Origin of the sequence: Corynebacterium uterequi (assembly GCF_001021065.1) — a bacterium.
GTDB classification, from domain to species: Bacteria; Actinomycetota; Actinomycetes; order Mycobacteriales; family Mycobacteriaceae; genus Corynebacterium; species Corynebacterium uterequi.
Genome location: NZ_CP011546.1, coordinates 32,968 through 57,136 on the forward strand (window position 1 = coordinate 32,968; position 24,169 = coordinate 57,136).

Below are 24,169 nucleotides of genomic sequence, written 5' to 3' on the forward strand. Positions count from 1 at the left end.
CGGAGTCTGGAAGGTCAGCGAGTGAAACAGCTAGAGGCTAACGGGGTACGTTCCATTCCCGGAGTGATGCTCAGCCGGGCCATCATCCTCTGGGCGGTGCTGTTCGCTTTCTTCCAGCTCATGTTGTGGCCGCGCTACTCAGAGCCGAACGATTGGACGGCGCTGTGGGTGGCCGGTGAGTTCTTCGCCCAAGGGCGGATCGACCAGATCTACGCCTATTACCCGGGGGACTTCTCCCGCATCGCCGATGGGCCCTGGCGGGAGGCGCTCCACAACCTCCACCAGGGGTGGAACGGGCTTTACCTGGAGGGCCACCCCTTCGTCCACGCGCCCATCGTGGCGATCGTCATGGGCCTGGTGACGAAGGTGCTCACCTTCTCCCAGTCCGTCATGCTCCTGCTGTTCCTCAGCTCCTTCATGCTCGTCATCATGATCGCCGCCGCCTACTTCATGTGGATGCGCCGCTCCATCCCGCTGCTGTACCTCATCGTCGCCTCCCTGGTCTTTGTCACCACAGAGCCCGCCCAGTTCAGCCTGTACTACGGCCAGACGTCGCTGCTCATCTACGGCGGTCTCATCCTGGGCGTGGCGATTTCCAAGCGGCATCCCTGGGCGGCCGGCATCCTGCTGGGCCTGGTGAGCATCGTGAAGATCTCGCCGATCGCCATCATCGTCATGCTGTTCCTCTTCCAGGGCCGCCGGAAAGCCGGCGCCGTGGGGTTGGCGTCGACGGCGCTGGGCTTCGGCCTGTCCTACCTCCTCGGCGGGCGTGAGCTGTGGCAGGCCTGGCTGGACACGATGGGCCGGATCGGCAACGAGGCGATCATCTCCTTCACCAACGTCTCCTATACGTCGGTGCGGCTCATTGACCTCCACGATCCGCTCATGCGCGGCGCCACCGTCGTCACCGACCCGCCGATCGTGCTGTCCCTGCTGCCGATGGCCTTCTTCGCCACGCTCGCCGCACTGACCTACCTTGTGGTCGTCGTCCGCCAGGTGCAGGCCTTCCCCATGCTCATCTCCCAGGCCATCATCATCTCGATGATGACCCCGTCCATCGTCTGGTACCACTACTTCGTGGCCCTGCCCGTGGTGGTGCTGGGCATCCTCGTCACCCGCAGCCCCCAGTGGGTGAAGTACCCCCTGGTGTTCTTCGGGGTGTCCATGTTCTATAGCCCCTTCATCGGCTTCGATAACCCCTGGCTGAGCATCGACCGGCCGTACCAGACGGCGCCGCTCATCGTCGGCAGCGTCTTCGTCATCGCGCTGATCGCGCTGTACTACGTCGACGCCCGCTGGGGCATCCAGGAGGACCGTCAGATCGCCCGAATGCGGCCCGACGAGTCCGTAGCGATCGCCCACCGCCGCGCCCCGTTGCTGCATCGCATGTTCAACCTGCCTTCTTAAAAACGGTATGCTGGCCGGCATGAGTATCAAGACCTCGACCGCGACGATGCACACCAATCACGGTGACATCGTCATTGACCTCTACGGCAACCATGCCCCGGTCACCGTCGACAACTTCGTCGGCCTCGCCCAGGGCACCAAGGACTACGCCACGCAGAACGCGCAGGGTGGTACCTCCGGCCCGTTCTACGACGGTGCGATCTTCCACCGCATCATCGATGGCTTCATGATCCAGGGTGGCGACCCGACCGGCACCGGCCGAGGCGGCCCCGGCTACCAGTTCGCGGACGAGTTCCACCCGGAGCTTCGCTTCGACCGCCCCTACCTGCTGGCCATGGCGAATGCCGGCCCGGGCACCAACGGCTCGCAGTTCTTCATTACCGTGGCGCCGACGCCGCACCTCAACAACCACCACACCATCTTCGGTGAGGTCACGGATGAGGCGTCGAAGAAGGTCGTCGACGCTATCGCCGCCGTTCGCACCGGCCGCATGGACCGCCCGGTGGAGGACGTCGTCATCACCTCCATCGATATCGCCTAACCAGCGCTTGTCGACGTCACGTCGATAGCGCCCAGACCCCGCCCCTACCTCGCCCACCGGCAGGTAGGGGCGGGGTCGTCTCTCATACACACGCAGCCGGTGGTATCACGCAGCCGGTGGTATCACGCAGCCGGTAATGCCACCGGCTGCGGGGAAGGAATGGACGAAAAGTGAAGACCTGGTTGACCGCCTGGCGGCGGCGCTGCCCCGTGTCCGCGACCATGGTCGTCGTATGCACGGTCATCTACGCCCTCGCCGCGGTGCAAACGCGCAGCTTCGACGAGCTGTGGAGCGGCCAGCTAGCCGAATCCCTGGTGCTGTGGGCACCGCTGGTCCACGACACACAGTGGGGATGGCTACGGCCGCTGACGATGGCCTTCTTCCACCTCGATCTCACCCACCTGGTGGTCAACATGGTGGTGCTCATCCTGGTGGGTAGTGTTGTCGAGCCGGCTCTGGGCAGCGCCCGCTATGGGCTCGTGTCGCTGAGCGGCACGCTGGGAGCGTCGGCGGCTGTTATGGCGCAGGCGCCGATGACGCCCACCGCCGGCGCCTCCGGGACGCTGTTTTCGCTCATGGTGGTGGCCATTGCGGTCGCCCGTCGACGCCGCAATGGCACCGCCGCGCTCCTGGCACTGTTGGGCGTCAACCTGGGATACACCTTCCTGGACCCGGGAGTCAGCGTGTCCGGTCACCTCGGGGGGCTGCTGGCCGGTGCGATCATGGCGTGGCCGGCGACGTCGTCGAACCGCGCCGCGCGGTGGGGTGGCACCACGGTTCCGGCTTTGATTGCCGCGGCGGCCATCGCCGCGCTGTGAGTTTTTCCTAGGGGATCAGGCGGGGGCCAGCTCGGGGTCAGCGGGGTGCCAGGTTCTCGTCAGGTGCGGGGGAGGGGACTCATTGTGCAGAAGTTATCCACCACTGTGGGAATCGGCGAGATCTCCACAAGTGTTATCCACACTGTGGATAAGGACACGGGTGTAATTACCCGCACGGGCGTACGAATATCAGCCGAATCGAATGGTTCGACCTGGTGAGATAGCGACGGATCGAAACAATAGCCGTCCGGTGGACGATGTCCACAGAGTTTTCCACAGGCTGTGGAGGAGTGGTGCAGAGGTCTGATATCCGGGTGACCCAGCTCTCATCCACAGCGTATTCCACAGCCTGTGGAAAACTTTATGCGGAGGTTGTGGGCACAATGCGAGTGGCTCGCCAGGCCAACGAGACCGAACAGGTTAAAGTGGTTGAGATCACCGCAATAAATTGGGGAAGGACCACGAAGACCCTCATGCAGCACCGCTTCTCACGTCGTCGAACCCTCCTCGCGGCACTGAGCGCCACCGCCGTGTGCGCCACCTCCTGCATCAGCGATCCAACATTCCAGGTAGATGCCCCCATGCCGGGATCCGCAGACGGCCAGGACATGGCCGGGGACCCCAGCGAAATGTGGCACGAAAACCCCGACTCCCTCCGGGTAGAGCTGTGGAAGGACGCCAACACCTCCATCGGCTACCTCCAGCAACGAGGCGGCGGGTTTTTGTCCATCCCCAGCCGCAGCGCGCTGGAAAGCGGCATCGCCTACGACGGCATCACACCGCTGATGTACCAGCTCACCTACGCGCTGAGCATGTTCGACCCGGAGACCCGCGTCCTGGCGGCCCGCGACATCGTCCAGGCCCGCAAACTGGCCACCTCGCCGTCCGTGCGGCCCGCCGGCGACGACGCCCGCGCCACCGAGGAACTCAAAGACGCCTACTCAACCGTGCCTGAGGCACTTACCTACAAACTCCTCGGGTACCCGAGCCAGACCTTCACCGATGACGAGATCGTGGAGGTCGACTCCGACGTCGTCAAGCCCAACTCGGAATTCGACAGCATTGTCGCCAACAGCGGAATCTACTTCCCCACGGATGAGGAAACCAACGGCCGGACCGTCGACGTCTTCGGCCCGGGATCCCACTACGGTACCTTCGAAATCACGGAGGTCATCAGCGGAAACGAAATCGTCGGCCGGCCGCTCGACGAAGCCGAACTGCCCGCCCACCAGAAAGAAAAACTCGACAGCGTCCAGCGCCGCAACGACGACGAGGTCACCATCTTCCTCGGCGGCGTCCTTGCCCCGGACGACCTGCGCAACTTCCGCCGCCCCGAGTGCGGAGCGCAGCGCGCCCGCGACTTCATCTGGGACTTCCTCGAAGACAGCGACTACAAGGTGGAGGTCTACGCCTACCAGGACAACCCGGTCATCCTCGGCAACGGCGGCCTCTTCGGCTTCGTCTTCCACGATGGCACCCACGACATGCCGCTTGCCGAACCCAGCGCCACCACCGACGAGAAAGCGACCACGACCCGCAAAACCGGTGCCGCGAACTTCGACGCCACCCTCAACGGGGAAGAATCCGTAGGCATCAGCAGCGTCGACGTCGGCACAGACACCGATCGCTTCCTCAACATGGAAATCATCTCCGGCGGCTACGCCTACTCCTGGACGAGCAATCACGCCGCCCAGACACCCTTCCACGACATGGGCGCGATGTTGGAAAACGCCGCCGCCACCGCCGGAGACGGGATCTGGGGACACTGCGCGGACATCAACTACCTACGCAAGTCCGACGCCGGCTGGGCCTTCAATTCCTACCGCCACCTGCTCACCCTCGATGTCTTCGCCGAGGAAGCCAAACACAGCCGCGAGGTAGCCACCTCCACACCGGCTAATACCCGACAGGACATCCCCGAGCTCACCCTGCCACTTGCCGAGCTCCCCCAGCCCGGCGTCTAAGGACCAACGCTGCGGCGGCGGCTACGCGGGTTACGCGGGTTAGCGCCAGCCCATCGTCATAAGCAGACCGGCGAGGAACAGACCAAAGCCAATGGCGTAGTTCCAGGCGCCCAGCTCCACCATGGTGGGGATCATGCTTCCCGACAGGTAGAACACGATGATCCACGCCAGGCCCAGAAGCATGAGGCCGAACATGATGATCTTGTACCACATCGGGGTGCCGCCGGTATTGATCTTGACCGGGGTGCGGGACACGCGGCCCGCCGCGACCTGAGCATCCTTCGAAACCTGTGCCTTCGGCATGACCTAACCTCGCTGAACTCGCCGTGTGCAATGCTAGGGGACAACTCTAGCACCTGTCCCGGTCATGAAGCCCGAGACAGGGAAGGCAAGGTGAGCCCTGGACAGGCAGGGCAAGGTGAGCCCGAGACGGGAGGCTGGACGTTTCCTGTGAGCGACTATGCCGGGCATAGTTCGACCGGCGAGATGGGGATCAGTAAAGGTGTTGGCCGGCTACACGTGTAGCCACTATGAGCGCCTGCTTATTGGTGCGGCGGCTGCCCGCCGAACTGCACGTTTCCTGTGAGCGACTATGCCGGGCATAGTTCGACCGGTTTGAATGGGACAGGAATCGGAAGTTTGCCAAGTAGGCCTAGAGCCCAGGGTGAGTTCTCAAGCCGATTCCGAGGTGGGCCGGGCAGTGCTGCACGTTACCTGTGAGCCACTATGCCGTGCATAGTCCTACCGACGAGATGGGCAGCAACAGAGGCGGTGTGCCGGCTACACGTGTAGCCACTATGAGCGCCTGCTTATTGGTGCGGCGGCTGCCCGCCGAGCTGCACGCTACCTGTGAGCCACTATGCCGGGCATAGTGACTAACAAGCAACGAAGGCGCCACGCAGCACCCGCTAGGCCCCGTTTCGGCCCCCGCTGGCAGGCCGACAACGGGGACGAAACGGAAGCCCAGGACCGTCTAGGCGCCGCCCAACCCCTGCGAGTTCGGGTCGATGGCCACGCCGAGGTCGAACTCGCCCTCAGTCACAGAGATCGACGCATCCTTGCGCACCAACGATCCCGCCGCCGGGCGCGAAGCGACGATCATCCCGCTCTGGGTCAGGTCGCCCGTCTTGCGTTTCTCCGCCACGTAGAGCTGGCTCTGGGCGCCTTCCCATCCGGCGGCGCGCAACGTGTCCACGGCCGCGCTCGGCGTCATGCCCGTGATGTCCGGCATCTCCATGAGCATCCCGTTAGACACCCGCACCACGACGGTGGTGCCCACCGGCGCGTTGGTGCCGGCCCCGCCTACCTCGATGACCTCGTCGAAGGGCTCGCGGCCATCCACGGACTCCTTCTGCGGCACGAAGCCTAGGGAGGACAGAGTTTCCACCGCCTCGTCGTAGCTCATGCCCTTCAGCGACGGAACCCGCGTCGTCTCAGCGCCGGTGGACACGGTGATGGACACCTTCTCGCCCTTGGCGATGCGCGCGCCGGCCGGCGGGGACTGGGAGATAATCATCCCCTCCGCCACGGTGTCGGAGGACTCCTCTTCAACCTGCGAGTTGAGCTGCAGGCCGGCCTTGGTGAGCAGCGTCCGGGCCTCGCTCGGGGTGAGCCCCGCCAGGTCGGGAATGTGGGTTTCCTCGCGCCCGACGGATACCGTCAGCCGCACCGTCGCGCCGGGGCGCAGGGCGGAGCCGGCGGCCGGGTTGGAGGAAATGACATGATCCGCGGGGATGTCCGGGCTAGGCTGCTCCTCGAACTCGACGAGCAGCCCCAGTTCCTCTAGCTGATTCGCCGCGTCGTCGCGGTGCACGCCCACCAGGTCGGGGATACGGGTGGCCCCGCGCCCGTCGAGGCGGGAGAAGGGGGCGTCGATGACGCCGGTCATCGCCGCCCAGGTGTAGAGCCCGCCACCGGCCAACAGCACGGCGACGACCGCCGCCAGTACCACCAGCGGGGACCGGGAAGACTTGCGGCGTCGATGCGATCCACCCGCCGGCTCGGCGTACACCGGTTGCGCCGGTTGGCGTGGCGCGGGCGCCGGAGACGCCACCACTGTGGGGGCCGCCGCGGCGGCGATCTCGGCCTCCGTCGGGGCGAACGGCTCCTGCGGGGAGGCCGGCTCCATGGTGGGGGCGACGGTGCGCACGTGGGCGCGAGCCGCCCGGGTGACGGCGCCGCGACGCAGGCGTTCCAGCTCGTCGCGGAACTCGCTGGCGCTCTGGTAGCGATCAGCCGGGTGCTTCGCCATCGCGGTGAGCGTCACCGCGTCGATGTTGACGGACTCGGTGGGGGAGAGCCATTCCGCCGGGATCCGCGCCGACGGCGGGGCGGGATCTTCCTGCACGTGCTGGTAGGCGACGGCGAAGGGCGTCTCGCCCTCGAAGGGGGCGTTGCCGGTCACCGTCTCGTAGAGGACGCAGCCCAGGGCGTAAATGTCGGATCGGGTGTCCGCGGACTTGCCGCGGGCCTGCTCGGGGGACAGGTATTGGGCGGTGCCGATGACGGCCGAGGTCTGGGTCATCGCCGAGGTGGAGTCATCCAAGGCGCGGGCGATGCCGAAGTCCATCACCTTGACCTGCCCGGAGTTGGTCACCATGATGTTGGCGGGCTTGATGTCCCGGTGGACGATGCCGGCGTCGTGGCTGGCCTGCAGCGCGTCGCACACCGGGATGAGCAGCTCGGCAGCCTGCTCCGTCGTCAGCTGACCGGAGTCCCTAATGATCTGGCGCAGGGTGTGACCGTAGATGCGCTCCATGACCATGAAGGGCACGCCCACGCCGTCGATCGGGGTATCGCCGGTGTCGAACACCGCCACAATATTGGGGTGGTTGAGCCGCGCGGAGTTCTGGGCCTCGCGGCGGAAACGCTCGCGGAAGTTATCGTCGCGGGCCATGTCCACCTTGAGCATCTTCACGGCGACGTCCCGGCCGAGCAGCGTATCCTGCGCGCCGTACACGTTGGACATGCCGCCGTTGCCGATGACCTCGCCGAGCAGGTATCGATCAGCAATAAGCGTCATCTAGACACCCCCATCGGGGCCGGCACCTGCGGCTCCAGGCTGGTCGGGAGCGGGCGCGTCGAACCCGCCGCCTGGCGCCGGGGCGTTCGACGGTTCGACAGGCTGGGTGGGCTCCACTCGGGTGGTCAGCGGCGGCGGCCGCAGCGTCGACGGCTCCGTGGGCGTCGGCTCTTCGACTGTGGTCGATGTTTCTTCCTCGAAGGTCGGCTCCTCCTCCTCGACCACCGTGGGGGTGACCCACTCGGTCACGACGGGCTGCTCCGACGTCGTCGTCGAGCTCTGCCCCGAGCGCAGCTGGCCAAACACGCCGGACTGGGACAGCACAAACGCGCCGATGGCCAACGCCACGACGATGATGAGGGACACGAGCAGCCCCAACACGAAGCCGCCGCCCTTGCGCTTGCGGCGACGTGCCGGCGCGGGCGCCGGAGTCACCGGCGGCAAATGTGACATCTGCTGGGCACCGCGATGCGGCGGGATCGCGGCCGGGCGGATCGTCGTCGGCTGGGCAACCTGGCCCAGCATCTGGGTGGCCGCCGTGGGCGTCGGCTCCTGCGCCACCCGGTTCATGGCTGCCGACTTCGGCTGCGGGGGTCGCTCACCGAGGCGCACCGCGGAGATCGCCAAGGCGAACTCGTTGCCGTCGGCGAAGCGCAAGTGCGGTTCCTTGCGCAGGCCTAAGGCGATCAGTTCGCGGGTCTGGGCGCTAACGGTTGTCGGCAGCGCCGGCGGGGCGTTGTTGACGTGGGCGAGCGCCACGGACACCCCGGAATCGCCGCTGAAGGGCCGGTGACCGGCGATCATCTCGTAGCCCACCACGGCGAGGGAATACACGTCCGTCGCCGCGGTGACCTCGTGGCCCTGGGCCTGCTCCGGGGAGACGTACTGGGCCGTGCCAACGACCATTCCGGTGCGGGTCAACGGCACCGCGGCGGCCGCCTTGGCGATGCCGAAGTCCGTGATCTTGACCTGCCCGGTCTGGGTGATAAGCAGGTTGCCGGGCTTGATGTCGCGGTGCACCATGCCCATCCGGTGAATGATGGACAGCCCGTGAGCGGCCTGCTCTAGGACGTCGAGCGCTAAGTCTTCCTCCAACTGGCCCTCACGAGCCAGCAGGTCCGCCAGGGATTCGCCGCGGACGTATTCCATGGCGATGAAGCAGTTCGTGTGGCCGGCCGGGTCGGGGATCTCCCGGTAGTCGTACGTGGCCACCACGTTGTCGGAGGTGATCTTCTCCGCGGCGAGCGCCTCGTTGCGGAAACGCACCAGGAACTCTTCGTTGTGGGAGAACTCCGGGCGCAGGATCTTGATGGCGACCTCGCGGTCGTTGCGCATATCGTCGGCGAGCCACACGGTGGACATGCCACCATGCCCAATAATCCACTGCAGGCGGTAATCGTCGCCGATCAGCTGCTGGAGTTGGTCACGATCGGTCGTAGTCACTTAGGCACCTCCTGCTGGGGCAGCGTAGAGCATGGCGCGCCCGATCGGGGCGGCCACCTGGCCACCCGTCGCGGACGAGCCGTACCCGCCACCGTTTTTCACGACGACGCCCACGGCGACGTCCTTGCTCGGGTCATAGGCTACGTACCACACGTGCGGCGGCAGCCCGTCGCCGTGCTCGGCGGTACCCGTCTTCGACGCGAAGCCATTGCCGTCGTAGCCGGCGGTGCTCCGCTCGGAGGCGAACATGAGCTGCTCGATCGTGGCGGCCTCCTCCGGAGTGACCGCCTCGGCGAGCTCCTTCGGCTTCGTGGTGGACAGCACGCTGAGGTCCTTCTTGGTGATGCGATCCACCAGGTAGGGCTCCATGCGCACGCCGTCGTTGGCGACCGTGGCCGCCATGATCGCCGCCTGCAGCGAGGACATGGTGACGTCGAGCTGGCCGATGGCCGTCTGCCCCGCAGAGGCCAGGTCCGGGACGTCGCCAAGCCCACCGGCCGCCATCGGCAGGCCGAGGTCGTAGCTCTGCCCGACGCCAAAGGCGTCCGCCGCCTGGCGCAGCGGGTCCGCGCCGAGCTCGGTGGCCATTTGCACGAACGCCGTGTTGCACGAGTATTGGAACGCCGTGAGCAGCGTCACCGACTCCTGACCGTTACACGTCTGACCCCCGTAGTTGGTCAGCTGCGTGGTGGTGTTTGCCAGCGTGATCGCCGAGGCGCCGGTCAGCGTGGAATCCGGGGAATACCCATTGCGCAGGCCGGCTGCCGTGGTGATGATCTTGAAGATCGACCCCGGGGGCAGGACGTCCTGCGTCGCCTTGTTGAGCATCGGGTTGGCCGGATCGTTGGTCAGCTCCTGCCAGGCCGTGTCGGCGGTGGCGGAGTTGACGATGGGATTCGGGTCAAAGGAGGGGGTGGACACCATGGCCAGGATCTCGCCCGTCGACGGGCGCAGCGCGACCGCTGAGCCGACGTAGCCGTGGCTGGAGAACTGGTCGAAGGCGACGTGCTGAAGCTCGTTGTCCAGGGTTAGCTCGATGTTCGCGCCTTCCGGCTCGGTGGCCAGGATCGCCAGGGTGCGCCCGGCGGAGACCGAGTCGTCAGTGCCGGACAGCACGCCGTTGAAGCCGTACTCCAACCCACCAGCGCCGTACTGGTCCGACAGGTAGCCGACGATGGGCCCGTACACCACCGGGGAGTTGGGGTAGCCGCGCTGGAAGGTCTCATCACCGGCGGGGGAGGATTCGGCCAGAATGACCCCGTCGGTGGAGATGGTGCCGCGCGGAATCTGCTGGGCGGCGTAGAGCGAGCGGGCGTTCAGACCCGACATGGCGTACTCCTGCTCGCGGAACCCCTGAATGATGGTGACGTTGATGAGCAGAATGAACGTCAACAGCAGCGAGAAAACCGCGCCGTGGCGGATTGACTTATTCACCTAGCGCACCCCCTTGGCGTTGGTCGGCTCGGTAGCCGGGCGTCGGGCGTCGTGAGACATGCGAAGCAGCAAGCCCAGCAGGATGTAGTTCGCCATGAGCGAGGAACCGCCCGCGGACATGAACGGCGTGGTCAGGCCCGTCATCGGCATGATGGCCGTCACGCCGCCGGTGACCACAAACACCTGGATGGTGATGAGCAGCGCCATGCCGGTGGCCAGCAGCTTCCCGAAGGAATCGCGGGTGTCCAGCGCGGTGGCGAAGCCGCGGGTGGCGAACACGGCAAAGAGAATGAGCACCGCGGCCAGCCCGATCAGCCCCAGTTCCTCGCCGATCGCCGCGAGGATGAAGTCCGAGTGAACAACCGGAATGAGCTGCGGGTAGCCGTCGCCCAGACCCGTACCCGTGACGCCGCCCCACGACATACCGAACAGCGACTGCGCCAGCTGGTTACTGATGTCGATGTTGCCGATCGGGTCCATAAACAGATCCACGCGCTGCTGAATCTTGGAAGAAATCAGGTAGATGGCGGTACCACCCAGGGCGACGAGAATCACGCCAATGAGCAGCCACGACACTCGCCCGGTGGCGATGTAGAGCATGCCCAAGATGGTGGCGAAGAGCAGCAGCGCCGGGCCGAAGTCGTTGGAGATAGCCATAATCAAGATGGCCACCGCCCACACCCCCAGGATGGGCGCGAGGTCCCGCAAGCGGGGAAGGTTCAACCCCAGCACGCGGTAACCCGCCACGGTGAACAGGGCGCGCTTCTGCGCCAGTAGGTGGGCGAAGAAGATGATGAGCAAGATCTTGGCGAACTCACCCGGCTGCACCGAAAACGGCCCGATCCAGATCCAGATTCGGGCCTCCACGTTCGGCGGCTGCGGCCACACCAGCGGGATCGCCAGCGCGATGAGCCCCAACAGGCCCAGCAGGTAGGAGTAGCGCCCCAGCGCCTTGTGGTCGCGCACGATGATGAGGGTCAACACCATGAGCACCACGCCCACGAGCGCCCACAGCACCTGGCGTTCGGCCAGTGCTGTCTCTTTCGCCAGGTCAAGGCGGTAGATGATGACCAATCCGATGCCGTTGAGGGTGGCCGCCACGGGCAGCAACAACTGATCCGCGTGCGGGGCGAGGAAACGGATGGCGAGGTGGGCCACGGCGAACACGCCGATGAAGCCACCGATGAGGTAGCCCATTTCGGCGGTGATGTCATTGCCCTGGGTCAGCTCCAGACTGACCAGCATCGTGGCCAGCACGAGCGTGGCCAGCAGCAGGAAGAAGAACTCCGAAAAACGGCTGAAGACTTTAGAGACCAACGAACTCACCTACGCTTTCCGACAGTTGACGCCCGGCTGGGACAGGTCGCCACGGTTCACGGGGTGGGCCGCCGGGTCCGGCGTGGACCCCTCCGGCTTGTTCTCGTCGACGCCGCCGGGACGCTGCTGGCCCGGGTCGACCTCAAGGCACACCGGCAGAGCCGCGTCGGCAAGGCGACCCAGCTGAGCGGTGACGTCGGCGTAGCTACCGGAAGGCAGCGACGTGGCCGCCGCCCGGTCCGGCTGCGGAAGGTCCTCGGCGGTAAACGGTCGGCAATCCTTCTGATCCTTCCCGCCAGCCTCAACGAGGCCGAGGTCGCCCTCCGGCGTCAGGCACGCCTGCTGGACGGGACGGTGCAGGTCGCGACCGAACACGGTGTAGTTGACGCCCTGCTCGACGACGAACTGCCCCTGCTCGTCGGTCGCGACGAAGAAGGAATCGTCGATCTTGGAGTACGCCCACCAACCGGTGGCCGCAAAAGCGGTGAGGACCAGCGCCGCCACCACGGACCACAACCATCGACCGACCTTGGTGCCGCGGGTGGGTTCGTCACTCGCCACGTCGGCGTAGGACTCCACGATGCGCGGGCTCTGGTCGGGTACAGCCGGGGCGATGGCCTCCGGCGTGCGACGGGCGGCGTCGCGCAACGCGGCGGCCCGTCCCGCAGCGGTATCCGGGTGGGTCTTCTCCCCGTCCTCGCCGGTGATGGCACCGCCCATCATCGGGGCGGTGGGAAGGTTCCGGCGGGTGGCGTCGTCCAGGGCGTCGTCGTCCACGACCTCCGCTACCACGACGGTGACGTTGTCCGGGCCGCCGGAGCGCAGGGCCAACTCGACGAGCCGGGCGGCCGCCTGCTCGGGGCCGCCCTCGCCGAGGGCCGCCTCGATAGTGGAGGCGGTCACCGGGTCGGACAGGCCATCCGAACACAGCAGCAGCCGATCCCCGGGGCGCAGGTCCAGCATCGACAGCGTGGGCTCCACGGGAATACCGGTGTAGGCCTTGAGGATGAGGGACTTCTTGGGATGGGAGGAGACATCCGCGGGGTCGAGCTTGCCTTCGTCGACGAGCGATTGCACGAAGGTGTCGTCGATGGTCAGCTGCTCCAGTGAGCCGTCGCGCAGCCGGTAGCCGCGCGAATCGCCGACGTGAATGAGGCCGGCCTCAGCGCCGTTGTGCAGGATGGCCGTCAGCGTCGTCCCCATGCCCTCCGTGGCGGGGTCGCGCCGGACCTGCTCGGCGATGGTCTTGTTGGCGTCGTCAGCAAAGGACCCCAACAACGCGAGCATGTCGTTGTCCTCGGGGTCCCGGTCGAGTTTCTCCAGGTGGCCGACCATGAGCGAAGACGCCACCTCGCCCGCGGCGTGGCCGCCCATGCCGTCGGCGAGGATAAGCAAATGAGGGCCGGCGTAGGCGGAATCCTCGTTGTTTCCGCGCACCAGGCCCTTATCCGAGGCGACGGTGTAATGCAGTCTCAGGGTCACGGCACGAGCCTCACTGTGGTGCTGCCGACCTTGATGTCGGCCCCGACGGCGACGCTCTCCGGCTGGTCAATCCGATAACCATTGAGGTAGGTGCCGTTGCGGGATTCCAGGTCCTCGACGTACCACTCGCCGCCGCGGCGGAAGAGCCGGGCGTGGCGGGCCGAGGCGTAATCGTCGCCCAGGACGAAGTCCACGCTCTGGGCGCGCCCGAGCACGATCGAATCCAGCTGGGTGATGTCCATGTGCGAGCCCGTCAGCGGGCCCTCGACGATGGTGATTTCTCGCGCCTTCTCGTTTCGCCCGACCGGCGGGGCCGGGATCGCCGACGCGGTGTTCGTGCGGCTACGACCGGGGCGAGCCGCTTGGGAGTCGAGACGCATAGCCCACAGCGCCAGGAGGATAAACACCCACAGCAGGATGAGCAGGGCAATGCGTACCAGCGATAGAACCGCTGCGTCCATGAAAACTCCTCAGTTAGCGATTGCCGTGACGGCTGTTGATGCGGACTTCGATGTGCGAGTGCCCCATGGTAATGACATCGCCATCAGCGAGAAGCCAATTGTCGATGGGGGTGTCATTGACTTGGGTGCCATTGGTGGATTGCAGGTCCGCCAGGACGGCGTCCACTCCGTCCCAGGTGATCTCTGCGTGCTGGCGCGACACGCCCGTGTCCGGGAGCCGGAAGTCGGTTTCATTGCTCCGGCCGATGATGTTCGACCCTTCCTTGAGGTGGAAGGTGCGTGAGGAGCCGTCCTGAAGGAGCAGGCTGACGACGCGCTCCGGCTTCGCCGGTTCCTCCGGTTCGACAGCGTCAGCGGCCGTGAACCGGGTGGTGCGGGCGCTGTCAGCGGCCGGGTAGTGGTAGGCATCCCGCACGGTCGGTGCCGCAGGGGGTACGACGGGCGGTACGACGGGCTCGGGAATCGGCGGTACGACGGGCGGCACGACGGGGGCAGGCGGCGCGACCGGCTCAGGCGCGGGCGCGGGGGCCGGCGCGGGTTCGGGCGCCGGCGCCGGGTTCTCCGGCGCGGCCTTGGGGCTGCTGTCTCCGTGGTGGATGCTCTCGAAACCGCTGCGCATGGTGGGGTCCGACCACGTCTTCGAGGTCACCCGAAGCTGGCCCGTGCGCAGCCCGGATTCCTCTGCGATGCGCACGACCGGGTGGCCGGCGTATTCCCATCCTTTGTTACGGCCGAAGCGGTTGAGACGGTCCGCCATTCCGGCGGGCAGGTACTGGTCCTTGGCGAGGTTTTCCAGGTCCCGCGTGGAGACGCCGACGAGGTAGGTGGCCGGGGCGAAGGTGCGTCCGTCGTCCATCGTGACGAGGTTGTCCTCCGCCTCCTGCTTGAGTAGTTCCTCGATCTCGGCCGGGACTACCTTTCCGCCGAAGACGAGCGCGAAGCTGTTGTCCAGACCGCGCTGCAAGGAGCTATCGAGGCGAGCAAATCGATCCATGAATGACACCGCCGTCGCGCCTCCCTTCCTAGGTACCTAACTGTGGACGAGTTCCTTAACGTATCCAGTATAAAGGTTCAACCTGGCAACCTGATAGCTGTTGCTGGTTTTCCGGTGGCCGGCACATGCCGGAAAATGCCCTATGAACAGCGGATTTGCCTTCGATGCGCCGGCGCGTGCTATATTTATCGAGTCGCCCAGCCCGGGTGGCGGAATTGGCAGACGCGCTGGCTTCAGGTGCCAGTGTCCGTAAGGACGTGGGGGTTCAAGTCCCCCCCCGGGCACAAACGAAAGGCCCCGCTCCTCAGTAGAGGAGGGGGCCTTTTTCTTGCGTGTAAACTTATGAGGAGTTACGCCCGCTCGACGCCGAAGGTGGAGCATGTCGAACCCCCGTATCACCATCCGCACCTGCCAAGACGATGACGTAGCCCACGCCGCCTTTCTCCTCGGGCACGCCTTTAAGGACGTGCCGTCGATGAGCGGGGTGGTCGATACCGCCGACCGTCACCATCGGCAACGGGTGCTCGACGACGTGTTCGCGCTGTACATCAACTCCTACTACCGGCGCCGCGGCGTGGTGGACATCGCGGAGCTCGACGGGGTGGTCGTCGGCGCGGCGCTGTGGACCCCGCCGGGCCAGCATATGGGCATCGGTTCGCACCTGCGGCTGCTTCCGCAGTACCTCCGCATCTTCCGGTGGCAGCTGCCGGCGCTGGCGGCGCGCCAGCTTTCCGCGCACGACACCCACCCCAAGGATCCCCACTGGTACCTCTTCGCGATGGGTGTGGACCCGGACATGCAAGGCGCTGGCATCGGCAGCAGCCTGCTCGACCACGGCATCGCCCGCGCCGAGGGCCACGCCATCTACCTGGAGGCAGCCAGCGAACGCGTGCGCGGATTGTACGAGTCCCGGGGATTTCGGGCCTTTGACACCATCGACGCCGGCGTCGGCGAGGAAACCGAGACCGCCATGTGGCGCGACGCCTAGAACCGGACCTTGCCCTGGTAGGTGAGCAGTCCGTTGATGTATCGCGTCAGAAAACCCGGGGAGAAATGGGTGCTGCCAAACAACAGCGCCGCCTTGGCGCCGACGGGATGATGAACCTTCGCCGGGGTTCGACGGCCGCGGGCGACCACGGCGAAGATCTCATCGGCGACGTCCTGGGGAGTGGTGGTGGTCCCCAGCCGCTTCATCCCCACGGTTCGATGGTTCTCGATCAGGGCGGTGTTCGAGTACAGCGGCATGACGTCCGATACCTGGATGCCGTGGCCAGCCCACTCCACCTCCAGGGCCTCGGTGATGCCCCGGACGGCGTACTTGGTTGCCGAGTACACGGCCATGTCGGGAGTTCCGTAGAAGGCGGCGGCGCTGCACACGTTAATGAGGTGAGCGCCGTCGGCCGCCGCCAGGTAGGGGAAGGCGGCACGGCAGCCGAAGAGCACACCGGTGAGATTGACGTCTACCGTGCGGGAATCGGCCTCGTAGCTACCCTGCGTGATGAAGTCGCCGGCATAGAGGACGCCGGCGTTGTTCACGAGCACGTCGATGGATCCGTCGTGCGCGGCGGCGAAGTCGGCGAGGACGGTCTGCCACTGATCGGCGTCGGTGACGTCGAGCTGCCCGGTGGTGATGGTGGGGTAGGCCGGCGCCCACTCCGCGAACTTGTCAGTGCGGATGCCGAACGCGCCGACGTGCCAGCCGGCAGCGGCGAAGGTCTCGGCGATGGCACGACCGAAACCTCCGGCCGCACCGGTGACGACGATTGTCCCCGGTTGTGTCCCCGGGGCCGGTCGTGGGGCTGGGAGAGTGGGGAAGGAAAAGCGGCGGGTCATACCCGCTAACGATAAGACGGTTCGGAGTCGAAGGGAAGAGCTCGCGCCGGGAGGTAACTTCCCACTCAACATAACACCCAACTTCCCACTGTGTGATGTTAAGTGGGAAGCTGGGTGGGAAGCTGGTGCTGCGCCGACGTTGCGCAACGTCGGCGGGCGGCTATGTCGTGAGGCGATAGCGCTGCCGCGGGCTCCGCGACGGCTCCGTGCGCTCGACGACGCCGTCGGCTATCAACTCGTTGAGTGCCTTCTGCACGGCTGTTCGGCTGAGCCCGGTGGCGCCCACCACTTCGGTGGTCGAGACGGAGGCGGCCGTGCGCAGCAGGTTGAGGACGTGATCGCGGGCGGTGACATGCCTTTCGGACGTGGCCACCCGGCGCCGGTAGAACGTGACCGTGAAGCTATCGATGGTGTTACGGAAACTTGGCGGAGGCATGAGGGCGTCGGCGCTGGCCTTGAGCATTACGGCGATTCCCGTGCCCCGGTTCTCCGCCACCACTCCGCCGCCCGGGAGCGGAACATCCTCCAAAAACGTGGAAAGACGATGGTTGCGGCTGGACGTGTTACCGGGTTCGCCGAGGTTGCGCACGGTGACGCCGCCATACAAGCCACCCGGACTGGTGATCTCTAGGCGATCCACAAACATGTTCATCTGCACCGGGCTGCCCTGGGCCATGGGGGAATAGTCGCGGTGCATGAGTGCATTAGTGAGGGCCTCGCGGATGGCGACGGGAGGATAATCCGGCAGGTCGGTTCTGAAGGACTCGCCGATGAGCGCCCCGGTGCGCATGTTTTTCTTGGCGATGGCCACGCCCTGTTCCACGAGCTCCTGAACCGTGCCGGACAAGGTGGCACTATCGAGCAAGCGTTCGCCGGAGACGATGTCGCCTTTGGTGGTCCCCGGAAACAGGGCGAAGGTGACGCTTAGCCGTGGGAAAAACTGCTGCGGATACTCTCCCAGGGCGAGGAGGGCGGCGAGCGTGGGACGGCCGTCGGCGAGGATCTTCAGGCGTTTAAGCGCGGTGTCTGCGCCTTCGGAGAAGGTTTTTGGGCGGCGTTCCCGATGGATCTCCAGGAAGTCACGAAGCAGTTGGTCGTCGAGATCGTCGAGGGTCGCGTCCTCGACTGGTTGATCGTCCCACCGTGGTTGTGTCTTTTCTTCGAGGAGGCGATCGATTTCGTACGCGGTCAGCTGCACATCGCCGTCGCCCACCCGGATGAAGCTGCCGTTATAGCGACCTTTTTCGGTGACGTAACACGGCTTGTCGTGGCTGGCCATGGGTGGCACCTCGACGACGAGCACCTGCTGCTCCTCGAAGGAGTGGATCTCGACGAGGGGTCGAACGGCAGGCGTGAGTTGCGCGCAACGCTGCTCGATGGCGTCGCGGGCCTTCGCGGCGTCGAAGCCGGGCCTCGGGGTGAATCCGTGCTCTTCGTCTAACCCCACCAGGATCACCCCGCCGTCGGAGTTGGAAAAGGCGCTGAGGGTGTCGCGGATGCTCTTGCCAACGCCGCTTTTCACCTCAATGCGCTGCTGCTCGGCCCCGATGTGGCGCAGTGCGTCGATAGTGTCGGAGAGGGTAGCGGCATCCACAAAAGACCTCGAATCTTCGCCGGTGGAGGTAACTTCCCACCGAACATAACACCCAACTTCCCACTGTGTGATGTTAAGTGGGAAGCTGGGTGGGAAGACGCCGAGAGGGACTATGCCCGGCATAGTCCCTCACAGGAAACGGTCAGCTACTTCTTGTAGCCGATGTCCTCCAGCGGCACGATGCTAAAGCCCGGTGCGCCGTAGTTCACCAAGTCTTCCTTCACGGCGATGATCGAGGCGCCGTTAAAGGTCGGGATGAGGCCGTAGTGCTGGAACGCCTCATCCTCCAGCTCGTTGGCGCGCTTGATCTGCTCCTCGGCGGTGGGCAGCTTCTGCAGCTCCTCGATCTTCTTGTCAAACTCCGGGGTACCCGTGTGGGAGAGGTTGAGCTGGGAGTCGGACGCGTACATCTGGCCGAAGTAGGCCACGCCGAAGGGGTCGTTGGACATGAAGCCCATGGGGAAGATGTCGAAGTCACCGGAGGTGAACACCTTGGAGAAGTCGGAGCTCGGGTGGTTCTCGATGACCACGTCGACGCCGATGTTCTTGAGCATCGACTGTACGGCGATGCTCATGGCGTTGCTCACCGGGTCCTCACCGATGACGGTGTAGCGGACCTTGAGCGGCTCGCCGTCCTTGGTGCGGATCGTCTCGCCCTCGGCCAGGGTCCAGCCTGCCTCGTCGAGCAGGGCCTTAGCGGCCTCCGGGTCGAACTTCTCCACGGCGGTGGAGTAGTTGTCCTCGGCGCCCTCCTGGAAGCCGAAGAGAGTGAACGAACCCGGAGGAGTCTCGGTGTAGGGCACACCGTCAAAGACGATCTCCCCGATCTGGTTGCGGTCAATAGCGGTGGCGATGGCCTGGCGGACCTTGATATCGGCCAGGTTCGGGGCCTCCGCGTTGAGGGTGAGCAGGGAGTTGGCGGTACGGGTGGCCATGCGGATATCGATGCCGTCCATGTCACTCACCGCTGCGTAGCGGTCCTTGTTACCGGCGGACGCGGCGTCCAGTTCGCCGTTGCGGAAGGCGTTGAGCTCCGCCTGGTCCTCCATCTGGCGGAACACGCGCTTGTCCAGCTTCGGGGCATCGCCCCACCACTTGTCATTGGGCACGAAGCTGGCCTCGCCCTTGTTGAAGTCCACCTTCTCCACCGTGAACGGGCCGGCACCCCACTCGGGGTGGACCTCGTTGAGGTAGGAGTCGTAGTTCTTCTTCTCCTTGAGCGCGGGGTGGGCGAGCAGCATGAACAGGCCCTCCCACCACGGGTAGGCGCCGTCGAAGGTGACGATGGCCTGCTTGTCGCTGTCGCCGCGGGCGACGGAGGTGATGAGCTCGTAGCCGTCGGTGGAGTTCGGGTTGTAGTCCTCGGACTTACCGTTGTTAATGATCCACGTGGTCTCGAAGGCGGTCCAGTCGATGGGGGTGCCGTCGTTGAAGGTGGCCTTCTCGTTGATGTCGAAGGTGACCACGGTGTTGCCATCCACCTCTTCGGCGGAGTAGCCGGTCAGGTAGTCCGGGTTGGGCTCGTAGTTGCCCTCACCGTCGGAGACAACCGTGACGGGGTTGTACCAATTCCACAGGTAACGGGTGTACTGGGACGCATCCGCGTTGAAGGTGTTCTGCTGCTCGGGGACCTCGACCACGGCGGTGGTGAGCGTGCCGCCGTCCTTGATCTCGTCGCGGGAGGTGGGCTCGATGTCGGAGGCGGCGACATCTTCCGGGTTGACCGCTTCCACCTCGGAGCCGGCGCCACCGCAGGCGGTGAGCAGCAGGGACATGGAGGCGAGCGAGGCGATGAGCGCCTTCTTAGGATCGCGCATGGCAATCACTCCTTTAGTTAGTGGGGGCTGAGGGAAGTTCTGCGTGGTGGCAGGCGAGGCGGTGATCCACGCCGGTTGGTCCTGCGAGCACGGGTACGCGCTCGTTGCAGGCTGCCTGTTCGTCCGGGGACAAACGTTGGTACACCGCGCAGGAGCGCCGGTAAGCGCAGCCCACGGTGGTGTCGATCTCTGCTTGCTGGCCGGGCTCGGCAAGCAAGGCCGTGTTGTTTCGGGTCCGCTCCACGTGCGGGTCGGGCAGCGGGATCGCGGCCAGCAGCGCCTTGGTGTAGGGGTGCGTCGGCGCGTCGAAGAGGGCATCGGTGTCGCCGATCTCCACCAGCCGGCCGCGGTACATGACCGCCGCCCGGTCGGAGATGTGCCGGATGACGGAGAGGTCGTGGGCGACAAAGAGGAAGCTCACGCCCAGGGTGGCCTTGAGCTCGTCGAGCAGGTTGAGGATGCCGGCCTGGATAGAGACGTCGAGCGCCGAGACCGGCTCGTCGAGCACGATGAGCTTCGGCCCGGCCGCGAGCGCGCGGGCCAGGGAGATGCGCTGGCGCTGCCCGCCGGAGAACGCGCCGGGGAAGCGGTCGACGTGCGCCGGGTCCAGCCCCACGGTCTCCATGAGCTCGTGGATGCGGGCGGTGATCGCCGCATTGTCGAGGGAGGCGTCGGAGCCGTCGTAGGTGTTGTACCCCAGGGAGTCCAGCGGTTCTCGCAGGATTTCCGCCACGGTCAGGCGCGGGTTCAACGCGCCCATGGGGTCCTGGAACACGATCTGGATGTCGCGCCGGGCGTCGCGCCGCTGCCGCTTGGTCAGCTCGGCGACGTTGCGCCCACCGAGGATGACCGTGGAGCCCTCCGCTGGGTTGAGGTCCATGATCTGCAGCAGGGTGGTGGTCTTACCGGAACCGGACTCGCCGACGATGGCGAAGCACTCGCCCTCGCGGATGTCGAAGGAGACGTCGTTGACGGCGCGCAGTTCGCCGACCTTGCGCTTGACCAGCGCCCCCTTGGTAATGGGGAAGGTCTTGGTGAGGTGTGCCACCTCAAGCACCGGGGCGAGTTGCTCGCGCGGCAGGCGCTCGACCAACCCCTCCGGGGCCGGCTGCTGGGTGAACAGCGTCTGGCGGCTGACCTGTTCGGTCTTGATGCACGCGGCGGTGTGCCCGGGGCTGACGGTGACGGGCGAGGGCTCGGTCGCCAGGCACTCGTCGGAGGCGATGGGGCAGCGGGGCGCGAACGGGCAGGCGTCCGGCAGGTTGACCAGCAGCGGCGGGGCGCCTTCGATGGTGGTCAGCGGCCCGGCGGCGCGCTTCGCCGCCGACGGGATGGAGCCCAGCAAGCCGACGGTATAGGGCATGCGTGGGTTGTCGAAAAGGTCTATGACCGGGGCGGATTCGACGGGCCGGCCCGCGTACATGACCATCACGTCGTCGGCGGTGCCGGCGACGACGCCGATGTCGTGGGTAATCATGATCGTCGCGGTGCCGAGCTCGCGCTGGACGCGCTCGATGACGTCGAGGATCTGCGCCTGGATGGTGACGTCCAGGGCGGTGGTGGGCTCGTCGGCGATGAGCACGCTGGGATTGTTGGCGATGGCGATGGCGATGACCACACGCTGGCGCATGCCGCCGGAGAACTCGTGGGGGAAGGAACGCAGCCGCTCCTTCGCCCGCGGGATGCCGACGAGGTTAAGCAGGTCGATGGCGCGCTGCTCCGCCTCCTTCTTGCCGACGTTGCCGTGGGCGTTCAGCGCCTCCGTGATCTGGGTGCCGATGTCGAAGACCGGGGTGAGGGCGCTGAGCGGATCCTGGAAGATCATGCCGATGTCCTTGCCGCGGATGGCGGACATCTGTTTGTCGCTCAGCCCCAGCAGCTGCCGGCCGCCGAGCTCCACGGAGCCGGTGACATGGGCGTAGTCGGGCAGCAGGCCCATGACGGCGGTGGCGGTGACGGACTTGCCCGACCCGGATTCGCCGACGATGGCCAGGGATTTGCCCGGGTACAGGTCGAAGCTGACGCCGCGGACGGCGTTGACCGTTCCGGCCTCCGAAGGGAAGGAGACGTCGAGGTCGCGAACGGAAAGGATGGGCGAGGTCATGCGGTACCTCCAGCGCTGGAGTTCGGGTCGAGGGCGTCACGTAGGCCGTCGGAGATGAAAGCCATGGACACGGTCAGCAGGGTGAGGACGGCGGCGGGGGCGAAGAACAACCACGGGGAGGACTCCAGCCCGGAGGCGCCGGTGGACAGCAGGGTGCCCAGGGAGACGTCCGGGGTTTTCACGCCCAGGCCCAGGAAGGACAGGCCGGTCTCGCTCATCACGGCACTCACCACGCCGAGGGTGAGGTTGAGCACCAGCAGGGAGCCGATGTTCGGGATGAGGTGCCGGGTGATGATCTTCCACTGGCTCACGCCCATGTACCTGGCGGCCACGACGAATTCCCGTTCGCGCAGGGAGATGGCCATGGACCACACGATGCGGGCGTAGAACATCCAGCCGAAGGCGATGAGGACGACGGTGAGCACCTTCCAGTCGCCGCCAGAGCCGGCGACGAGCAGGGCGATGAGCAGGAAGGACGGCACGACGAGCAGGAAGTGGATGACCGCCAGGATGGCCTTCTCTGCGCGGCCGCCGAGCAGCGCTGCGCCCGTGCCGACGATCGCCGCGATGATGGTGGTGGCGCCGGAGACTAACACGGCGATGACCAGGGAGCGGCGCAGCCCCTGGATGATCTGGGCGTAGAGGTCATTGCCGGCGGTGTTGGTGCCCAGCCAGTGCTCCGCCGACGGCGGGTCGGACAGAGACATGAAGTCGGGCTCGTCGTAGGACCACGAGGTGGTGTACGGCCCGACGATGGCGGTGATGATGAGCAGCCCGAAGATGACCAGGCCGAGCATCGCCATCTTGTTGCGGCGGAAGCGACGCCAATAAAGGACGGACTTGCGCATCGGGGCGGCGACGGCGTCCTTGGTGAGCTCTTGAGTAGTCATGGCGATGTCTCCTTAGCTGACCTTGACGCGGGGGTCCAGGGCGACAACGAGCAGGTCCGAGAGGATGGCACCGACGGCGGTACACAGTGCGCCGAAGGCGGCGAAGCCGACCGCGCCGTGGATGTCATTCTTGCTGATCGTCTCAATGAAGTAGCGACCCATGCCGTTCCATCCGAAGATGGCCTCCGTCATGATGGCGCCGGTGAAGATGCCGGGGATGGAAAACGCCACCGAGGTAGCCACCGGGATGATGGAGGTGCGCAGCGCGTGACGGCGGATGGCTTCCGCCTTCGTCAGCCCCTTGGCGCGGGCGGTGCGCACGTAGTCCGCGTTGATGTTGTCCAGCAGCATGGAGCGCTGCAGGAAGTGGTAGCTGGCGTAGGAGATGATGACCAGGGAGATGGTGGGAAGCACGAGGTGCTGGCCCAGGTCTAGCAGCCGTGGGAAGAACCCTTCGACGCCGGTCGTTGAGGAGCCGGTGACGTAGAAGATACGCATCCCGGTGGCGCGGTTGATGGTGATGGCGATCCACACGAGCAAAAGCGACGCGACCACAACGTGGGTATTCATCGCCACGATGGAGACGAACTGCCAGGCCCGGTCGGCGCGCTTGTACTGCCGGGACGCGGTGTACACGCCGACGGCGATGCCGATGACCACCGTGAGGATCGTCGACAGGAGCAGCAGCTGCGCGGAGACGAAGATGCGGTAGGAGATTTCCTCGTTGACGCTAGCGCCGGTAGGCGATTGCCCCCAGTCCCAGTGGGTGAGGATGTTGGTGAGCCAGGTCCACCACCGTTCGACGATGGGTACCTTGTCGTTGAGGTTGAGCGGGGTGAGCAGCGCGTCGACGCGTTCCTCGGGGATGGGGGGGCGACGCCCGACGTAGTTGGCCCGGGGGTCGAGGAACGCGCAGGCGAGGAAGTAAGTGATGTTGACGGCGATGAAGATCATCGCCAGCCAGCTGGCCGTTCGGGTGACTAGGTACCTCATCATGGTGCTGCGGTGGCCTCCCAGATTGTAAGACGGCTCTCTACGTGATGGGACG

At 65.8% G+C, this 24,169-nt stretch carries 19 protein-coding genes and 1 tRNA gene; 6 read left to right on the forward strand and 14 right to left on the reverse strand.

Features of this window, described 5'->3' with window-relative positions; all coding sequences use genetic code 11:
- Window positions 1–21: 21 nt before the first annotated feature.
- The 4 genes from CUTER_RS00160 to CUTER_RS00175 all read left to right on the forward strand — a co-directional run bounded on the left by CUTER_RS00160 (window position 22) and on the right by CUTER_RS00175 (window position 4,730).
- Window positions 22–1,407, forward strand: coding sequence for a glycosyltransferase family 87 protein (locus tag CUTER_RS00160; protein WP_144412210.1), 1,386 nt, complete (start codon window positions 22–24; stop codon window positions 1,405–1,407).
- Between the two features lie 10 nt (window positions 1,408–1,417).
- A complete protein-coding gene (locus CUTER_RS00165) occupies window positions 1,418–1,948 on the forward strand; it encodes a peptidylprolyl isomerase (protein ID WP_047260456.1) in 531 nt (176 codons plus the stop codon).
- 170 nt (window positions 1,949–2,118) lie between these two features.
- A complete protein-coding gene (locus CUTER_RS00170) occupies window positions 2,119–2,766 on the forward strand; it encodes a rhomboid family intramembrane serine protease (RefSeq protein ID WP_082121189.1) in 648 nt (215 codons plus the stop codon).
- Between the two features lie 383 nt (window positions 2,767–3,149).
- Window positions 3,150–4,730 carry a hypothetical protein gene (locus CUTER_RS00175; RefSeq protein ID WP_144412211.1) on the forward strand — a complete coding sequence of 527 codons (1,581 nt, stop codon included), beginning with the start codon at window positions 3,150–3,152 and terminating at the stop codon, window positions 4,728–4,730.
- A gap of 39 nt (window positions 4,731–4,769) precedes the next feature.
- Here the strand turns inward: CUTER_RS00175 and crgA are convergent, their stop codons facing one another.
- The 8 genes from crgA to CUTER_RS00215 form a co-directional block, all read right to left on the reverse strand.
- Window positions 4,770–5,033 (reverse strand): cell division protein CrgA, encoded by a 264-nt coding sequence (crgA, locus tag CUTER_RS00180; protein WP_047258730.1) that lies wholly within the window; start codon window positions 5,031–5,033, stop codon window positions 4,770–4,772.
- A gap of 670 nt (window positions 5,034–5,703) precedes the next feature.
- Window positions 5,704–7,752, reverse strand: coding sequence for a Stk1 family PASTA domain-containing Ser/Thr kinase (gene pknB, locus CUTER_RS00185; protein ID WP_047258731.1), 2,049 nt, complete (start codon window positions 7,750–7,752; stop codon window positions 5,704–5,706).
- Window positions 7,753–9,195: a protein kinase domain-containing protein gene (locus CUTER_RS00190; protein ID WP_047258732.1), complete on the reverse strand. Its 1,443-nt coding sequence runs from the start codon at window positions 9,193–9,195 to the stop codon at window positions 7,753–7,755.
- Window positions 9,196–10,629 (reverse strand): penicillin-binding transpeptidase domain-containing protein, encoded by a 1,434-nt coding sequence (locus CUTER_RS00195; RefSeq protein WP_047258733.1) that lies wholly within the window; start codon window positions 10,627–10,629, stop codon window positions 9,196–9,198.
- Window positions 10,630–11,946 (reverse strand): FtsW/RodA/SpoVE family cell cycle protein, encoded by a 1,317-nt coding sequence (locus CUTER_RS00200; protein ID WP_047260457.1) that lies wholly within the window; start codon window positions 11,944–11,946, stop codon window positions 10,630–10,632. It abuts the gene before it with no gap.
- Window positions 11,947–11,955: 9 nt separating this feature from the next.
- Window positions 11,956–13,428 carry a PP2C family protein-serine/threonine phosphatase gene (locus CUTER_RS00205; RefSeq protein WP_047258734.1) on the reverse strand — a complete coding sequence of 491 codons (1,473 nt, stop codon included), beginning with the start codon at window positions 13,426–13,428 and terminating at the stop codon, window positions 11,956–11,958.
- A complete protein-coding gene (locus tag CUTER_RS00210) occupies window positions 13,425–13,889 on the reverse strand; it encodes an FHA domain-containing protein FhaB/FipA (RefSeq protein WP_047258735.1) in 465 nt (154 codons plus the stop codon). The genes CUTER_RS00205 and CUTER_RS00210 overlap by 4 nt, the downstream gene beginning before the upstream one ends.
- Window positions 13,890–13,902: 13 nt before the next feature.
- The gene (locus CUTER_RS00215; RefSeq protein ID WP_047258736.1) at window positions 13,903–14,892 is read right to left on the reverse strand and encodes a DUF3662 and FHA domain-containing protein; all 990 of its coding nucleotides are present in this window, start codon (window positions 14,890–14,892) and stop codon (window positions 13,903–13,905) included.
- Between the two features lie 191 nt (window positions 14,893–15,083).
- Here CUTER_RS00215 and CUTER_RS00220 point away from each other — a divergent pair.
- A tRNA-Leu gene (locus CUTER_RS00220) sits at window positions 15,084–15,167 on the forward strand.
- A 95-nt stretch (window positions 15,168–15,262) separates the two neighbouring features.
- Window positions 15,263–15,871, forward strand: a complete 609-nt coding sequence (locus CUTER_RS00225; protein ID WP_052843949.1) for a GNAT family N-acetyltransferase — start codon at window positions 15,263–15,265, stop codon at window positions 15,869–15,871.
- On the opposite strand, the gene CUTER_RS00230 is transcribed toward CUTER_RS00225, so the two are convergent.
- The 6 genes from CUTER_RS00230 to CUTER_RS00255 form a co-directional block, all read right to left on the reverse strand.
- Complete coding sequence (locus CUTER_RS00230; RefSeq protein WP_082121190.1) at window positions 15,868–16,716, reverse strand: SDR family oxidoreductase; 849 nt, start codon at window positions 16,714–16,716, stop codon at window positions 15,868–15,870. The genes CUTER_RS00225 and CUTER_RS00230 overlap by 4 nt on opposite strands.
- Window positions 16,717–16,876: 160 nt before the next feature.
- Window positions 16,877–18,310: an ATP-binding protein gene (locus CUTER_RS00235; RefSeq protein WP_047258737.1), complete on the reverse strand. Its 1,434-nt coding sequence runs from the start codon at window positions 18,308–18,310 to the stop codon at window positions 16,877–16,879.
- 146 nt (window positions 18,311–18,456) lie between these two features.
- Window positions 18,457–20,127 (reverse strand): ABC transporter family substrate-binding protein, encoded by a 1,671-nt coding sequence (locus CUTER_RS00240; protein WP_047258738.1) that lies wholly within the window; start codon window positions 20,125–20,127, stop codon window positions 18,457–18,459.
- Window positions 20,128–20,140: 13 nt separating this feature from the next.
- A complete protein-coding gene (locus CUTER_RS00245) occupies window positions 20,141–22,231 on the reverse strand; it encodes an ABC transporter ATP-binding protein (RefSeq protein ID WP_047258739.1) in 2,091 nt (696 codons plus the stop codon).
- On the reverse strand, window positions 22,228–23,121 hold the full coding sequence (locus CUTER_RS00250; protein ID WP_047258740.1) for an ABC transporter permease: 894 nt from the start codon (window positions 23,119–23,121) through the stop codon (window positions 22,228–22,230). The genes CUTER_RS00245 and CUTER_RS00250 overlap by 4 nt, the downstream gene beginning before the upstream one ends.
- A gap of 12 nt (window positions 23,122–23,133) precedes the next feature.
- Entirely contained in the window at window positions 23,134–24,117 is a 984-nt protein-coding gene (locus tag CUTER_RS00255; protein WP_047258741.1) for an ABC transporter permease, read from the reverse strand.
- Window positions 24,118–24,169 lie beyond the last annotated feature (52 nt).

Excerpts from the sequence above, each read along its gene's own strand:
- CUTER_RS00175 (WP_144412211.1), top strand. The coding sequence starts at position 3,150 with ATGCGAGTGGCTCGCCAGGCCAACGAGACCGAACAGGTTAAAGTGGTT.
- crgA (WP_047258730.1), bottom strand. The coding sequence starts at position 5,033 with ATGCCGAAGGCACAGGTTTCGAAGGATGCTCAGGTCGCGGCGGGCCGC.
- pknB (WP_047258731.1), bottom strand. The coding sequence starts at position 7,752 with ATGACGCTTATTGCTGATCGATACCTGCTCGGCGAGGTCATCGGCAAC.
- CUTER_RS00210 (WP_047258735.1), bottom strand. The coding sequence starts at position 13,889 with ATGGACGCAGCGGTTCTATCGCTGGTACGCATTGCCCTGCTCATCCTG.
- CUTER_RS00225 (WP_052843949.1), top strand. The coding sequence starts at position 15,263 with ATGTCGAACCCCCGTATCACCATCCGCACCTGCCAAGACGATGACGTA.
- CUTER_RS00230 (WP_082121190.1), bottom strand. The coding sequence starts at position 16,716 with ATGACCCGCCGCTTTTCCTTCCCCACTCTCCCAGCCCCACGACCGGCC.
- CUTER_RS00240 (WP_047258738.1), bottom strand. The coding sequence starts at position 20,127 with ATGCGCGATCCTAAGAAGGCGCTCATCGCCTCGCTCGCCTCCATGTCC.
- CUTER_RS00245 (WP_047258739.1), bottom strand. The coding sequence starts at position 22,231 with ATGACCTCGCCCATCCTTTCCGTTCGCGACCTCGACGTCTCCTTCCCT.
- CUTER_RS00250 (WP_047258740.1), bottom strand. The coding sequence starts at position 23,121 with ATGACTACTCAAGAGCTCACCAAGGACGCCGTCGCCGCCCCGATGCGC.
- CUTER_RS00255 (WP_047258741.1), bottom strand. The coding sequence starts at position 24,117 with ATGATGAGGTACCTAGTCACCCGAACGGCCAGCTGGCTGGCGATGATC.